This is a genomic window from Dorea phocaeensis, assembly GCF_900240315.1.
In the GTDB taxonomy this organism is placed as follows: domain Bacteria; phylum Bacillota; class Clostridia; order Lachnospirales; family Lachnospiraceae; genus Dorea_B; species Dorea_B phocaeensis.
Window position 1 is genome coordinate 285,447 of the sequence record NZ_OEPZ01000002.1, and the last position, 15,310, is coordinate 300,756.

A 15,310-nucleotide genomic window follows, 5' to 3' on the forward strand; every position below is an offset into this window, starting at 1 on the left:
GAATCTGGAATATAAACAAGAGAAAAAAATATTTTTCAAACTCCATTTGCACTCCATTTGGTCTTTTCGACACCCCGCAAAGCCTTTATTTATGGGCTTTTCCGCAATTTTTCAATATCAAGGGACAATTCCATTTATCCTCCAAAGGACAAAATCGAGTATTCTCTCTTCCCTTTTCCGCCCCTGTTTTTTATCTGATATTTTCCCGACTATTTCCTGATGATAACCTCTGATATTTTTTCCTGATTATCTCCCTGAAATGCCCTGTTTATAAGGTTTCTTGTACTTTTCCAGAAGATTATTTGAATATGAAAAGAACGACCTGACAAAGGCTTTTCTGCCTTGTCTAAGGTCGTTCTTTTCATATTTCTATTCTTTTTCAGACTACTCTACTTTGCCCTTGAGAGGATAGTGGAGTGTGCCTCGGAATAAATATATTATTCAAATTCAATCGTTCCCGGCGGCTTACTGGTCAAATCATAAAATACTCGATTGACCCCTTTCACCTCATTGATAATTCTACTCATTACCTTCTGAAGTACTTCAAATGGAATCTCCGCCGCCTCTGCAGTCATAAAGTCCACCGTATTCACAGCTCTTAATGCCACCGCATAATCATAAGTTCTCTCATCCCCCATAACACCGACACTTCTCATATTAGTAAGGCCGGCAAAATACTGACCGATGCTGCGGTCCATTTTCGCATTCGCAATCTCCTCACGGTAAATGGCATCTGCATCCTGGACGATACGTACTTTTTCCGCTGTCACTTCTCCCACAATGCGAACCCCAAGTCCCGGTCCTGGGAATGGCTGACGGAATACCAGATACTCCGGAATTCCCAGTTCCAGTCCGGCTTTTCTCACTTCATCTTTAAAGAGATCGCGGAGAGGCTCGATGATCTCTTTGAAATCAACATAGTCCGGGAGACCTCCTACATTATGATGGGATTTGATTACCGCAGATTCTCCACCCAGACCGCTTTCTACGACATCCGGGTAAATGGTTCCCTGTACAAGGAAATCCACAGCGCCGATTTTCTTCGCCTCTTCTTCAAATACACGAATAAATTCTTCTCCGATAATTTTTCTTTTCGCTTCCGGATCTTCCACTCCTGCCAGCTTATCGTAAAATCTCTGCTGTGCATTTACACGCACAAAATTCAGATCATAGTTTCCTTCAGACCCGAACACAGCTTCCACCTCATCGCCTTCATTTTTACGAAGAAGTCCGTGATCAACGAACACACAGGTCAGCTGATCTCCAACAGCCTGGGAAAGAAGCACTGCTGCCACAGATGAATCCACTCCGCCGGATAACGCACATAATACTTTTCCACTTCCAACTTTCTCTCTGATCTGTCGAATAGACTCTTCCACAAAGGAATCCATCCTCCAATCGCCTGCGCATCCGCAAACGTTCAACACAAAGTTGGACAACATATCCTTTCCCTGTTCGGTGTGAAGAACTTCCGGATGGAACTGAATTGCATACAGTTTGCGTGCTTCACATTCAGCTGCCGCTGTTGGACAGTCTGCCGTATGAGCTGTAATTTCAAACTCTGGTGCCACTTCGGAAATATAATCGAAATGACTCATCCAGCAAATCGCTTTTTCGGACACTCCTGTGAAAATCTTGGAACTTGTTTTGTCAATCAGGACTTCTGTTTTTCCATATTCTCTGACATCTGCCCTCTCTACTTTTCCACCTAGAACGTGCATCATCAACTGAGCGCCATAGCAGAGCCCCAGTACTGGAATTCCCAACTCAAAGAGCTCTTTCTGGTAGGTCGGGGAATCCGCCTCGTAGCAGCTATTTGGCCCACCGGTCAGAATAATTCCCTTCGGATTCATTTCCTTGATCTTCTCAAGATCTGTTTTGTAAGAGTAAATCTCACAGTATACATTGCATTCTCTGACGCGCCGTGCTACAAGCTGATTATATTGGCCACCAAAGTCAATAACAATCACTAATTCTCTTTTCACAAGATGATCCTCCTTTTATTTTACTACTTATGATTCTTCTATTTTATTACCATATAGGAATTTCCTGTAAAGTAAAAACAAATTTTATTATATGACAGATCCCCTCTATTTGCAAGAAAATCTGTTGTTTTCGCCCAGTTTATTCCCACATTCTTAAACACAAAAACTCCTCATCGTAACTATTGTACGCTGAGGAGCCTGATTTTTCGAGTTATATCTTATGCTGCCAAATATTCTTCAATTTCTTTCCACAGATCTTCGCATTCGTCTTCATATACTTTCAACTCAATTTCTCTATGAAAACCAAGATTCATAAGTCCTAACAGAGATTTTGCGTCTACAATACATTTTCCGCGTTTCATATCCATATTATAAGGATACTTTTCCACCTTTTTTACGAATGCCAGAACATCCTCAGGGTTTCTAAATACTACGTTCTTCTTGTTCATAAAAATCTCTCCTTTTCTACACTTTCCTATCTTAACACACTTGTTTCGACAAAAAAGTGGAAATTTCTTGGAAAAGTGGCAATATTTTAATCAATCTTTCTGTTTTCTATACTCTGTTGGTCGCATCCCAACCTCCGTTTTGAATACTTTACTCATATATTTCGGATCTGAATAACCTACCATCTTTGCAATTTGATTCAATTTCAAAGTGGACATTCGCAATAACTCCTTAATCTTTTCAATTCGAAATTTTCGTATTGTTTCCGTGAATGATTTTCCTGTCTCTTTCTTAAATTGCGTACTCAAATACTCCCCAGATACGTGAAGCCTAGAGGCAATCTCTTCCAGCGTAATACCCTGATTATAATATTCATGAATATATTGCTGCGTCTTTCTAACCAAGAGACTAACCTCGTCCTTTCCTTTTTGCATATCCGACAGCATTTGCTCAAAACATGCCCATGCCACGCGTTCAATTTCTTCCCAAGTAATTGCTTCTATAATTGCAAAAATTGCATCCTTGGCTTGATAAGCTTTATTCAAAGGCCCCAATTCTTTCGCCACACTGATTGCCGTCAAAAAATATCGAACGCACGCCTCTTTTATTTCTCCCGGACTACATGGAGTGTTAATACAATAATCCCGGAAAAGATCCAAATTATGTTGAAACTGCTCTCTATTCACCTCTACAAAGGCTTCTCTTATCTTCTTTTCCAAATCGATCGGATAACGGATCGGCAGCACTTTTGCCTCTTCAATCTTTGATTGACTAATCAGCACGCCTCGTCCAAATATGAGATTCCATTCTACATTTTTGCTCATTTCCAGCATTACATCTCGTATCCCCCAAATCCCCTCGCAAGTTCCCCATGTACAAATAAGTGTTTCTCTGATCTTCCCACACAACATCGGCACAACTTTCCGTTCAAAATAAGTACGCATTTCCTCCAAATCATCAATTTTATAGATGACCATCAAAAATGCCTGCTTATAAGGAAACGAAACAACAAACGAGCGAAATGTTTGATTCCGACTGCTGATATCTTCCAACATAATGTTTACCACTTCAGCCGCCTTACAATAGTCTTCCCGCAGACCGACTCCGAATACCGCAAGCTTTTCTTTCTTTTCCATCTCATATCTGCTTTTTAAAATATTTTCAATTTGTTCATTTTCTTCTAATTGCCCGGTAATTGCATTTAATAATAAATATTTCAACGAAAAAACAATTCCCAGTCCCTCTTCTTCATATTGACTTTTATGTTCTTCCATCTCTATCCTCTCCAACCTTTCCGGTTCTATCATCATCTATCTGCAATGATTATATCATATCATAAAAAAGGTTGGGAACCCTATGTTTTCCCAACCTTTTTCTTACCGTTGTCCTATATGAAGATATTTTTCCCGTGTCGCCATTCCTCCGCGAATGTGTCGCTCAGATTTGTTAAGATCCAATACTTTTCTGGCTTGATTCGCAAGCGCCGGATTAATCTGCAAGAGACGTTCTGTAACGTCTTTATGTATCGTACTTTTACTCACTCCAAACTGCTTCGCCGTCTGCCTCACCGTCGCTTTATGTTCAATGATATAATATGCGATCTCTACTGCCCTCTCCTCAATATAGTCCTTCATAGATAACCCCTGCGTAGTTCGTTTTTACAATGTATGCAGGGGAAATTGTGAGTATGTATGGATTGACGGATTGGGAGAAAAATCATCGAAACAGCTTTCCTCACGACCAATCCATTGTATAAAGCAAAAAAGGCCGCATTTCTGCGACCTTTCTCTTCTCTCATTTTATTGTACCCACGCTCCAGATGCGTTCACATAGCTTCCATCTATCCAGGTATCAGCTGCCATATGCCCATCTCCGTAAAAATAGTAACAGCTTCCGCCAATCCATTTCCACCCGGTCTGCATTGCTCCACTTGATGCCATATAGTACCACGTTCCGCCTAAATTCAACCAGCCGGTCTGCATTACTCCACTTGATGCCATGTAGTACCACGTTCCGCCTAAATTCAACCATCCGGTCTGCATTGCTCCACTTGATGCCATATAGTACCACGTTCCGCCTAGATTCAACCAGCCGGTCTGCATGTAACCATCTGCCGCAAAATAATACCATACTCCACCAATATACTGCCAACCTGTTACATAATTTCCACTTGCATTATTGTACCACCAACCTACACTATTAGACTGCCAGCCACTGGAAACCGGATTTGTCACCCATGCTCCAGATGCATTCACATAGCTTCCATTTATCCAAGTATTAGAGGCCATATGTCCATCCCCGTAGAAATAATAACAACTTCCGCCAATCCATTGCCAACCAGTCTGCATCGCTCCGTTTGCAGCCAAATAATACCACGTTCCGCCTAGATCGAGCCAGCCAGTTTGCATCACTCCATCAGCTGCCAAATAGTACCATGCACCGCCTAGGTTCTGCCAGCCAGTCTGCATATACCCATCTGTTGCGAAATAGTACCACACACCTTCAATCTTCTGCCAACCAGTTACATAATTCCCATTTTCATCGTTATACCAACGACCTCTATCATCCGATTGCCAACCGGTTTGCTTCTTCTCCTCAAAAGGTTTGTACGTCGCGCGAACGATCACCTCTTCCTCTGGCATCGTAAAGCTGCACTCTTTATCTTCCGGAGTATCCAACTGTACATTACCTTTAGCCACTTCCCATTTTGCAAACTCCATTCCTTCCGGAATCAACTCTTCCTCGCAACAAGCCCAAATTTGATCCCCCGGTGCAGCTATATCAATATACCAATCAAATTGATTATCCGGAAGTGTTTTACTTGTAACTCCTCCCTCTACACTGACTGCATGTCCGGGAACAAACTCTGCTGCAATTTCCAAATCTTCACTCGGCATGATAAATGGGCATTCATAGGACGAATATGGACTATCTAGTTTCACATTACCTTTTGTTACTACCCACTTGGAAAAAGCCATTCCTTCCGGTCTTGTATAGGGATTTACCTTCAAGTACATCTGTCTTCCCGGCACACCTCTGGACGTTAACCAAATATACTCTCCATTCGGCAGCTCATATTGTGCGTATCCATTCTCTACAGAAATATTATATGCATCCTCATAGATCACACCAATTTCCACGTTTTCACTTGGAACTATAAATTTACAGTTATCCATACTAGTTGGATCACTCAATTCTACCTTTCCAGATTTCACATACCACTCTTTAAACGCCTTTCTGCTTGGCGTCATAGAATCGCTATAATATAATGAAACTTCTTTTCCAGTTGCTACAGTAGATGATTCTAGTACCATAAAATCCGAACCATATTTAACCTTTAATCCGCCATTATCTACGGTAACTACAGAACTATTTTCCGTCAATTCAGCATGAATACTTACTTTACCGGCGGGCATCGTAAAACTACAATCATAATAACTATCTTCATTCGTCAAATCTGTCAGATTCCCATTATCGTCAACCCACTTAGAAAAAGCAAGCCCTGAAGACATATCTACATCCTCAAATCTTAAATATAGCTTCTCACCCGGCACTGCGTTCAATACCTGCTCCACATCTCCATTTTCTTTAAATCTGACAGCTGAAACCCTCCCATGAGACGAAGTCACTGAAATAGAATAAGTATTTTCGCTCACTTTCTCCATTTTACTCTCTGTAGATTGTGCATGCACTACACACCCATTGTTCAAAACACAAAAACAAGAGAGGCCCAATGCCAATGCCGCAACACCTACTTTTTTACATGTTGTTTTTCTCACAAAAATTCCCCCTTTTCTCCTATTTCCGGCCGATTTATTATATCTAATTTTATATTACTCTCATCTTTTTTGAAAGTCAAGCTTTCATATTTCCCTAAAACTCAAAACACTTCTCTTTAAATCGCTGCAAAACCAAATCCAATAAACATCTCCCCCAAAACCAAATGCAAAATAACACAGTTCCATATATTACGATTTTTTCGATAATAAAATTCTAACACGGTAAGGTAAAGGGAACATCCCACCATAAAGAGGAAGCCATAGTGCAAATGCAGCCCCCCAAACATAATGGAAGATATAAAAATGGCAATGATTGAGCCTCTCGAACCCACAAATATTTCTTCCATGGTCTCCTGTGCAACCTTTCTTGCCAGCACTTCCTGAAAAAATGTAAAACTAAACTTTTTGGATGTACTATAAGATAAAAAAACAGTTAAGACAAAAGAAATCAGCATAATGATCCAGTTATATAGGGCTTTCGGGAACAAATCTCCCCATACCATCTTGGTCATAGCATAAAAAAACACATAACTACACAACAAGCCTTTCTGCCACCTCATTGATATAAGTAACCATTCCCGTCTTATTTACAGATATCTCGCCATCTTGCATGGTGTTTAAAATATACTTTGTTTCTGGAGCAGTCAAATATTTCATTCCCATCTTCCTTCTCCCCTCTCCCATCTACTCTTTTTTTATTGTATCTTGTAAATTCCAAAAAAGTAAGCACCCTCTGATATCTGATCCATCTTCTCCTGTACTCACGATTTAAAACGCGAGGCTGTCGCACTTAGTACGACAGCCCCCCTTTTATCTCTTGTTTCAACTTCCTTGCTAAAACACCTACTTATGAATATTTATAAAGCACGTTTTTTCTTCCAGCTTGCTAAAACAACAATTCCTAAAACGCTCATCGCTAACAGTGATACATACAAGCCCACATCTGCATGATCACCTGTTGCCACAGCTCCTTTTCCAGTGTTTGCCTGATTCGCATTCGGCTTTCCTGAATTCGGACCTTGATTTGATGCGGCTCCCTTAAGCTTTACGGTAACTGTACGTGTCATCTTTGTAATATTTCCAGCCAAATCGCTTGCAGAATATTCTAATTTATAAACTCCAACAACGTTCGTATCAATGGATGGCGTCACTTGTATCTCTTTGATCTCACCACATTGATAGTCATAAGCATAGATTCCTTTCAACGGATCAAATTTCTCGCCCTGCACTAAAGTAATATCGCTTACCCCTCTGATTTCCGGCGCCTGTTTGTCGATATTCTTTACAGATACGATAACCTTAACCAAATTTCCTGTCCTGTCTTTTACTTCGACATCTTCATGCTCATTATCTGCATAAACTTTCGTAAAGGTCTGTTCATCAACCTTTGTCCATCCCTGGATATCTTCTATCGGCTCACTTGCTTTAATGGTTACCGTAACGTCAGCATTTGTCCAGTTTCCTTCATTGGAATATGTAACTTCAACCGTTGGGATTTCATCAATTGTAATACTTTCATTATCTTTGATAATCTCACCATTTACTGTGACATCATTTCCGGTTTTGTTTTCTACGGTTACACCATCAGGAAGCTGAACATCTGTAACATTCTGAAGAAGATCAACTTTATCCCCGTTTGTTACATTTCCCAAAGCCTCTTCCACTTTTTCTTTTCCAATATAATAGTCCGTCTTATCATCTTTTGTTACTGCAATGGCTTCTTTCCCTTCGCCAACCTTATTCATAACATCTAAATCAAAGACTCCGCCTTCGATTTGTACATTATTCTTGCTATCAAGTGTTGCTTCCGTTAAGCCATTAAAGCTTCCACCATTCACAGTAATATTTTCTATTCCCGTATTGGTTCCCGCTAATAAATCGCCATGAAATTCGCCATTATGAACGATAATATTTGCCGGATTATTGTAAGTTCCTTTGTCAACATCAGCTCTTAATGCCGCTTTGGTTCCTGCAAAGCTTCCACCTTCAATAGTTACGGTTCCTCCTGAAGTATAAATATAGACGCCATAACCTTCATTTGCTTTCATAAAGTCGGAGTCCGCATGATATTTACCACTCTGAATTGTTACGTTAGCCCCATATCCAACACCGACTGCCGCTCTTGCCCAGGAGTATCCTCCTTCATAATCGCCTGTTACGGTCCAATCGTTGTTTGATAAAACGGTATTCCCTCCGCTCACTTCAATAACCGGACCTCTTGCGGCAACTGCCTTGGTATTGTCAATTGTGATTGTACTTGCTTCCGTCGTATCAATGATGTCAAAATACAAAGCTCTTAAATCTGTATCGAACTGTGAATTTCTAATAGAACCGCTATAACTTGCAAAAGTTCCCTTATGCCCAATGATTTCATTATTGGTATTTACAACAATACCATCGACATTTATAGTCCCGGTTCTGCTCTCAGGCGCATTAATTCTAAATAATCTTCCATTATCTGTATTTCCTGTATAATTACCGCCTAGAATCGAAAAATTATTAACATATGCTTCAACGAAACCGTATGCCTGCTTATTTGATTCTGGTATTACCATACCGCCATTATTGGCTTTGATTGTAAAATTCTCTGCGCGGACTACAAAAGGTCTTGCTGCCGCATTATCCGTAATCGTAAAATCTCCCAAATCCAAAGTTGTATCGTTCGTGATTTCCATAATTTCATTCACAGATACATCTTTTAGTAATTGAACTTCCCCGCCAATCGTCAACGCTTCCCCTAAGGTTTCATAGAAGGTTTCTCCAATCTTAGCCTCATACGTCACCTCTTTTGCATTTGCAGCATCTGCATTTTCTTCTGCATACACCGTTGCTGTGAACATCGTCAGCATCAAGGAAAAACTTAAAAGCACTCCTAAAAATTTTTTCATCAAAAGCTCCCCTCTCTTTTTATTAATCAGCCTTACATTCTGTATTAGAATAACCACAGTAATCCTAATAGCAAAAATGTATACTACTTATAATTATACTCTTATTTCTCCCTCAATTTCAATAAGCTAATTTTAAATTTTTCACTATCCAAACTGACTCAGATAAAGTGCCGCATACTTCCCGTTCTTTCTCATCAATTCTTCATGGTTTCCAACCTCTTTAATATCTCCGTCTTCCATATAAAGAATCATGTCTGCATCCCGAATTGTGGAGAGACGATGCGCAATCACAAAGCTCGTACGACCTTTCATAAGCTCTGCCATGGCTTTTTGAATCAGTACCTCTGTATGCGTATCGACGTTACTGGTAGCCTCATCCAAAATCATAATTTCCGGATCGGATGCAATTGCCCGTGCAATCGTTAGAAGCTGACGTTCTCCCTGTGAAATATTCTCAGCGCCTTTACTAAGAACCATGTCGTAACTTCCCGGAAGCGTCTTGATAAAACTATGTGCACAAGCAGAGCGTGCCGCCTCTACAATTTCTTCTTTATTCATATGCTCCTTCGCATATCCGATATTTTCTCCTATGGTTCCCTCGAAAAGCCAGGTATCCTGTAAAACCATACCAAATCGATCCCGAAGCTCTTTTCGTGACATATCTGTAATTTTAACACCATCTACTTTAATCGCCCCTTCGTTCACCTCATAAAAACGCATTAATAGATTGATCAAAGTTGTTTTTCCTGCTCCCGTTGGCCCCACTACCGCAACCTTTTGTCCTGGCTGTACGGTCAGATTAATCCCATTCATCAAAAGGTGATCCTGCGTATATCCAAATTTTACATTTTCAAATGTTACTCGTCCGCTGTGATCACTTGGAGTCACGCACTGCTCACGATCTGGAATTTCTTCTTCTGCATCCAACAGGCCGAAAATACGATTTCCCGCAGCTGCCGCAGCTCCGAAGCTTCCTATCATTCCTGCAATTGCAGAAAATGGCTCTGCAAACCGCCAGGTATACTCCAGCATAGCCTGTACATTTCCAACCGCAATTTTCCCGGCGATTGCCCAAAGGCAGCCGATCGCAGCGCACAGAACGTATCCCAAATCATTCACAAGCGTAGTAATTGGACTAATTGCTCCCGCAGTGGTTTCCGCCTTTCTTGAGCTGGTTTTAAGGGCCTCATTCAACTGGGCAAATCTACTTTTGGCACGTTCTTGATAATTAAACGTCTGCACTACTGACTGTCCATTATACATTTCTTCTACATATCCGTTCAGTTTTCCCAACAAATCCTGCTGTTCCCCATAATATTTTTCACTCGCCCTCATGACTCCTGCTGCACTCAAAAGAGACAGCGGAACCATAATAATAGGAATGAAAGATAATTTCGGACTAATCATCAACATCATTACCAATACGCCAATAGCCGTTGTAACCTGCGTTACTACTGCAGTTAGATTCTGACTGATGGTATTGTTAATCGTATCCACATCATTTGTAATAACGCTCAAGATATCTCCATGCGTATGCGTATCATAATAATCTAATTTTAAATGATGCATTTTCTCATCAATTTCACGGCGCAGTGTCTGCATAACATTGGCCGTAATCTTCGCCATTCCAAACCCTTGCAAAAAAGAGAATAGCTGTGAAACCAGGTATAGAACAACCAGCCCCGCCAAAAGCCAAATCAGCGTTTCCCAATAAAATACCCCCTCCGCGATGCTCTCAAAAAGAGTTGTCGTTACTTTTCCAACGAGAAACGGCGCCAAAACCATAAAAGCTGTACTGATAACAGCGGACAATAATACCAAACACACTTTCATCCGATATGCTTTCAAATACCGAAGCAGCCTTTTAAATATTGTTGTATTCTTCATCCTAAACAGCCTCCTTTCCCAATTGAATCTCTGCAATTTCACGATAAAGCGGACAAGATTTCAGTAATTCCCCATGGGTTCCGTTTCCGACAATCTGACCGTCATCTACCACCAGAATCCGATCTGCATCCATAATTGTACTGACTCTCTGTGCCACCATAATAACCGTCGCATCTCCAATGTTTTCTTTTAAATTTTGTCTAAGCTGTCGGTCTGTCTTCATATCCAAAGCTGAAAAGCTGTCGTCAAACACATAGATTTCCGGCTTTTTCATCATTGCTCTGGCAATTGCCATACGCTGTCTTTGACCACCGGATAAATTGGTGCCGCCCTGCGCGACTGCATCGTGGTACCCTTGTTTTTTCTTAAGAATAAACTCTTCTGCACAGGCTGTCTTTGCCGCCTTTTGCCACTCTTCTTCCGTACCGTTTTCATTTCCAAAATTAAGATTATCCGCAATGTCTCCGGAAAAGAGCACATTTTTCTGTGGCACATAGCCAATCAAAGACCGAAGATCTTCCGTGCGATATTCTTTCGCATTGACTCCATCGATCAGCACCTCTCCAAACATCGGATCATAAAGTCTTGGAATGAGTTTCAGAATACTGGACTTTCCTCTTCCGGTTCCGCCTATAATGGCAGTGATCTCTCCGGGACGAGACACGAAGCTTACATCCTTCAAAATCGGCTCATCCGCTCCCGGATAAGCGAAATTCACATGTCGAAATTCTACCGTTGCATGAGTCTTCCGGTTTTCCAAGGAAAGACCTCCATCACGAATGGAGCTTTCCGTCTCTAACACTTCCGAAATACGTTTTGCGCAGGCATAACTTGTAGGGAACATCATAATTACCAGCGAAAGCATCATTACAGAAGTCAGCACCATACTGATATACTGACTGTTAGCCACCAAAGATCCGACTTCCATTGCACCCGTGTTGACATAATAGGCTCCCATCCCCAATACAGCCGCCGTAGTAACACCGAAGATCACGCTGATAACAGGCATCAAAAGACTGGTAATACGACCTGCCGTCATCGCTGTCATCGCATAGTCCATGTTCGCTTCCTCAAAGCGATCCGTCTCTACCTTCTGCTTATTAAACGCTCGAATCACACGAACGCCTTCCAGCGACTCCAAAAACAGGCGGTTGATCTGATCCAGTTTTTTTCTCAGGCGAATCGAATAACGAGATGCTAATACCATAATCATCGTCAGCGCTCCAAGGAGTACCGGAATCGCAACTAAAAGAACGGAACTGACTTCTCCCCCTGTCGCCGCCGAGAACACAAGGCCTGCCACCGCCATCATGGGAGCAAGCAGCCCGACTCTAAGAAGAAGCGTCAGAAAGTTCTGTACATTCGTAATATCCGAAGTGCTTCTCGTAACAAGACTGGCTGTGCCAAATCGATCCATTTCTGCCGCAGAAAAACTCTGCACCTTAGAAAACACCTGATTTCTAAGCTGCGCTGCAAAATCGGTAGAAATGTAAGACGCAATTTTAACGGATAAAAAACTAATGATACATGAAAACACAGTAACTCCTGCCATGATAAACGCATATGTCCAAATCACTCGTTCGTCCCCTGCCGCCACACCATGACTGATCATCTGTGCCAAAAAGGAGGGCAGAAGCATCTGGCCTACCGCAGACAATAGTACCAGTGCAAATAATTTTACAATCTGTCCCGGCTTTAATTTTACTTTTGAAAAAATAGTTTTCATTTCCTTTCCCTCTCTTTCTATCTTGCCGCACGCTCTGTTATTTTGATTTTCGACAATTTAAAAAACAATGTTCCCAAAGCATATTCCTGCAAACTAAGATACTCTTCTTTTGAAATCTTTTCTCCAAACTTCAGAATCTCCATCTCCCCACTTGCTCCTTCTATAAAAATTTCCGAAGATGTAAATCCATTTTTCATATAAAATTTTCGCCTTGCAATTCGCTGCTCCCGATTATCTGCCTGATCGTCCAGACACTCAATAAGGAGGACAATCTTTTTATCCGCATACTGTCTGCATACATTTTCCATAATATAACTACCGGTTCCTTTGCTTCGGATTTTAGACGACACTGCCAGGTAATCTACCATAACCATATTTTTATAGGGAATCAGAACCACGAATCCTAACAGCTTCTGCTCTTCTGTCGCCGTCATAAGTACAGCTTTTCCCGTTCTAACCGAATGACGAAGTGTAAGATATGGTTTTCTTTCCCGTTTCGGAAACGCCTCCATATAAATTTCTTTTATTTCCGGCCACTGATGCTTCTTTATCACTGTGAATTCCATATGAATCTCCTCTTCTAATTGATTTTTCCTTTTCCATGGCGTATCATATAATGTACAGTAACTGTACAGTCAAGAGGTGTTTTATGAATCGAAAAAATTATTTATATTCATCCGGAGAATTTGCCAAATTTACCGGTGTCAACAAGCGTACACTCCACTACTACAACGATATCGGTTTGTTCTGCCCGGAAGTTATCGGCGAAAATGGATATCACTACTATACCTGTTTTCAATTTGCGCAATTAGAGCTGATTCTGACCCTGCGAAAAATCGGTCTTTCCATTGAAGAGATCAAAGACTATGTAACCAAACCTTCTGATGAATCTTTTTCTCAGATGATGACAAAAAAGAAAAAGCTGATCGACGAATCCATCGAACAGCTTTTATCTGCGCAGGCTTTTTTAGAGCAAAAAGCAGAGCGCTTAAAACTTGGAATGCAGTCAAAGCACGGCTCCATTGAATTATGTACTCTTCCCGAAAGAAAAATTGTTCTCTCCTCTCCTATTTCCGGAAAATACGATGAGGAAGACTTTTCTGTTGCGGCCGAATTCTCGCTTCGCCTCAAAAAACACTTCCACCTTTATGACAATTTTGGAAGCCGCATCTTAGTTGATAATATCCAGAAAGATTATTTTAATCGTTATGATTCTTTCTTCGCCTATTGTCCACCTTCTTCCGACACTTATGACTTCATTCTGCCAGCCGGAAGATATCTGCGTGCCTTTTGTATCGGCAGCTGGAGACAGCTTCCTGACATCTATCAGTCAATTCTTTCCTACGCCGATCATCAGGGGCTCACCCTTGACGGTCACGCTTACGAGGAAGGCTTAAATGAAATGTCTATTGAAGACCAGAACGATTACATTACCATGATCACGATCAAATGCAGCGAATAGCCACCTTGATGACCTTCTCCTTGCGATTCTCAAAAATCTCATATGCCTTCTCAATCTCCTGCAGTGGAAATTCATGGGTAATTAGCGGCGTTGTATCAATCTTTTTCTCTTCGATCAACCGAAGGATCTCATCACAGTCACAGCCATCTACGCCTCCCGTCTTAAAGATCAGATTCTTCCCATACATCCTAGGAAGAGGAAGACTCTGTGCTTCCTCATAGAGTGCAACCACCGTCACAATCGCATTTTGGCGCGCCAGCTTCCAGGCCAGTTCAAAGGTCTGCGGACTCCCTGCTACTTCCAAAACGCGATCTGCCCATCCATGCTCACTATGCTCTCTCACAAAGTTCTCTACGTCCACTTCTTTGGGATTTACCACCAGCACATCCGGGTAATGCTCTTTTACAAACGCAATCCGATCTGGATCTACCTCGCATAAAATAATACTTTTTGGATTTTTCAACATCACACATAAAAGGGTACAGATTCCCGTTGGACCTCCGCCAAGAATCACAACGGTATCCTGATGTCCAATCTCAGAAATCTTTGCCGCCCAAAAGCCCGTTGCAAGAACATCCCCCACAAACAACGCTTCTTCATTCGTCACTGAATCTGCAATCCGATTCAATCCCTGATCTGCATAGGGCACTCGAACATATTCAGCCTGCCCTCCGTCGATCCGGCAGCCCAAAGCCCATCCGCCATTTTCATCCGTACAGTTATTCACATATCCATTCTCACAGAAGAAACATTCTCCACAAAATGTCTCTACATTCACCGTAACACGATCTCCCGGCTTTACACTCGTCACTTCACTTCCTACTTTTTCCACGATTCCCACCATCTCATGTCCAATGGTAATCCCCGGAACCGCTCTTGGAACAACTCCGTGTTTGATATGAATATCACTGGAGCAGATACTGGCCAGTGTTACCTTTACAATCGCATCCTGCAGATTTTGAAGTTCCGGCTTTTTCTTCTCCTCTAACACAAATTTCCCCGGTTCCCGATACGTATATGCCAACATATTGACTTCCTCCTTTTATAAGGCTTATACCCTTTAGAAATTCTAATTTCATTTGATTACAGTGCACCACACAAAAAAGATACCGGAAATGGTTTTCCATCCCCGATAT

The 15,310-nt window shown here is 41.5% G+C and carries 13 protein-coding genes; 1 reads left to right on the forward strand and 12 read right to left on the reverse strand.

The genetic code is table 11. The features are described from left to right. Positions 1–437 precede the first annotated feature (437 nt). The 11 genes from guaA to C0979_RS05385 form a co-directional block, all read right to left on the reverse strand. A complete protein-coding gene (guaA, locus tag C0979_RS05340) occupies positions 438–1,985 on the reverse strand; it encodes a glutamine-hydrolyzing GMP synthase (RefSeq protein ID WP_101695032.1) in 1,548 nt (515 codons plus the stop codon). 218 nt (positions 1,986–2,203) lie between these two features. Next, positions 2,204–2,434, reverse strand: coding sequence for an HPr family phosphocarrier protein (locus tag C0979_RS05345; RefSeq protein ID WP_101695033.1), 231 nt, complete (start codon positions 2,432–2,434; stop codon positions 2,204–2,206). 90 nt (positions 2,435–2,524) lie between these two features. After that, positions 2,525–3,706: a helix-turn-helix domain-containing protein gene (locus C0979_RS05350; protein WP_159459853.1), complete on the reverse strand. Its 1,182-nt coding sequence runs from the start codon at positions 3,704–3,706 to the stop codon at positions 2,525–2,527. 102 nt (positions 3,707–3,808) lie between these two features. Beyond that, positions 3,809–4,066 (reverse strand): sporulation transcriptional regulator SpoIIID, encoded by a 258-nt coding sequence (spoIIID, locus tag C0979_RS05355; protein ID WP_101695035.1) that lies wholly within the window; start codon positions 4,064–4,066, stop codon positions 3,809–3,811. A gap of 165 nt (positions 4,067–4,231) precedes the next feature. Further along, complete coding sequence (locus tag C0979_RS05360) at positions 4,232–6,211, reverse strand: InlB B-repeat-containing protein (RefSeq protein ID WP_101695036.1); 1,980 nt, start codon at positions 6,209–6,211, stop codon at positions 4,232–4,234. 116 nt (positions 6,212–6,327) lie between these two features. Beyond that, positions 6,328–6,771: a CPBP family glutamic-type intramembrane protease gene (locus C0979_RS12425; protein WP_101695037.1), complete on the reverse strand. Its 444-nt coding sequence runs from the start codon at positions 6,769–6,771 to the stop codon at positions 6,328–6,330. Further along, entirely contained in the window at positions 6,743–6,874 is a 132-nt protein-coding gene (locus C0979_RS12205) for a hypothetical protein (protein ID WP_278336532.1), read from the reverse strand. Before C0979_RS12205 ends, C0979_RS12425 begins: the two co-directional genes overlap by 29 nt. 194 nt (positions 6,875–7,068) lie before the next feature. Beyond that, entirely contained in the window at positions 7,069–9,099 is a 2,031-nt protein-coding gene (locus C0979_RS05370; RefSeq protein WP_101695038.1) for an immunoglobulin-like domain-containing protein, read from the reverse strand. Between the two features lie 144 nt (positions 9,100–9,243). Next, positions 9,244–10,986 carry an ABC transporter ATP-binding protein gene (locus tag C0979_RS05375; RefSeq protein ID WP_101695039.1) on the reverse strand — a complete coding sequence of 581 codons (1,743 nt, stop codon included), beginning with the start codon at positions 10,984–10,986 and terminating at the stop codon, positions 9,244–9,246. Between the two features lies 1 nt (position 10,987). Then, positions 10,988–12,712 carry an ABC transporter ATP-binding protein gene (locus tag C0979_RS05380; protein WP_101695040.1) on the reverse strand — a complete coding sequence of 575 codons (1,725 nt, stop codon included), beginning with the start codon at positions 12,710–12,712 and terminating at the stop codon, positions 10,988–10,990. A gap of 17 nt (positions 12,713–12,729) precedes the next feature. After that, the gene (locus tag C0979_RS05385; RefSeq protein ID WP_101695041.1) at positions 12,730–13,278 is read right to left on the reverse strand and encodes a GNAT family N-acetyltransferase; all 549 of its coding nucleotides are present in this window, start codon (positions 13,276–13,278) and stop codon (positions 12,730–12,732) included. 83 nt (positions 13,279–13,361) lie between these two features. Between C0979_RS05385 and C0979_RS05390 the strand changes: the two genes are divergently transcribed. After that, a complete protein-coding gene (locus C0979_RS05390) occupies positions 13,362–14,174 on the forward strand; it encodes a MerR family transcriptional regulator (RefSeq protein ID WP_101695042.1) in 813 nt (270 codons plus the stop codon). On the opposite strand, the gene C0979_RS05395 is transcribed toward C0979_RS05390, so the two are convergent. Then, positions 14,158–15,201, reverse strand: a complete 1,044-nt coding sequence (locus C0979_RS05395; RefSeq protein WP_101695043.1) for an alcohol dehydrogenase — start codon at positions 15,199–15,201, stop codon at positions 14,158–14,160. The two genes, C0979_RS05390 and C0979_RS05395, sit on opposite strands and share 17 nt — an antisense overlap. Between the last annotated feature and the right edge of the window lie 109 nt (positions 15,202–15,310).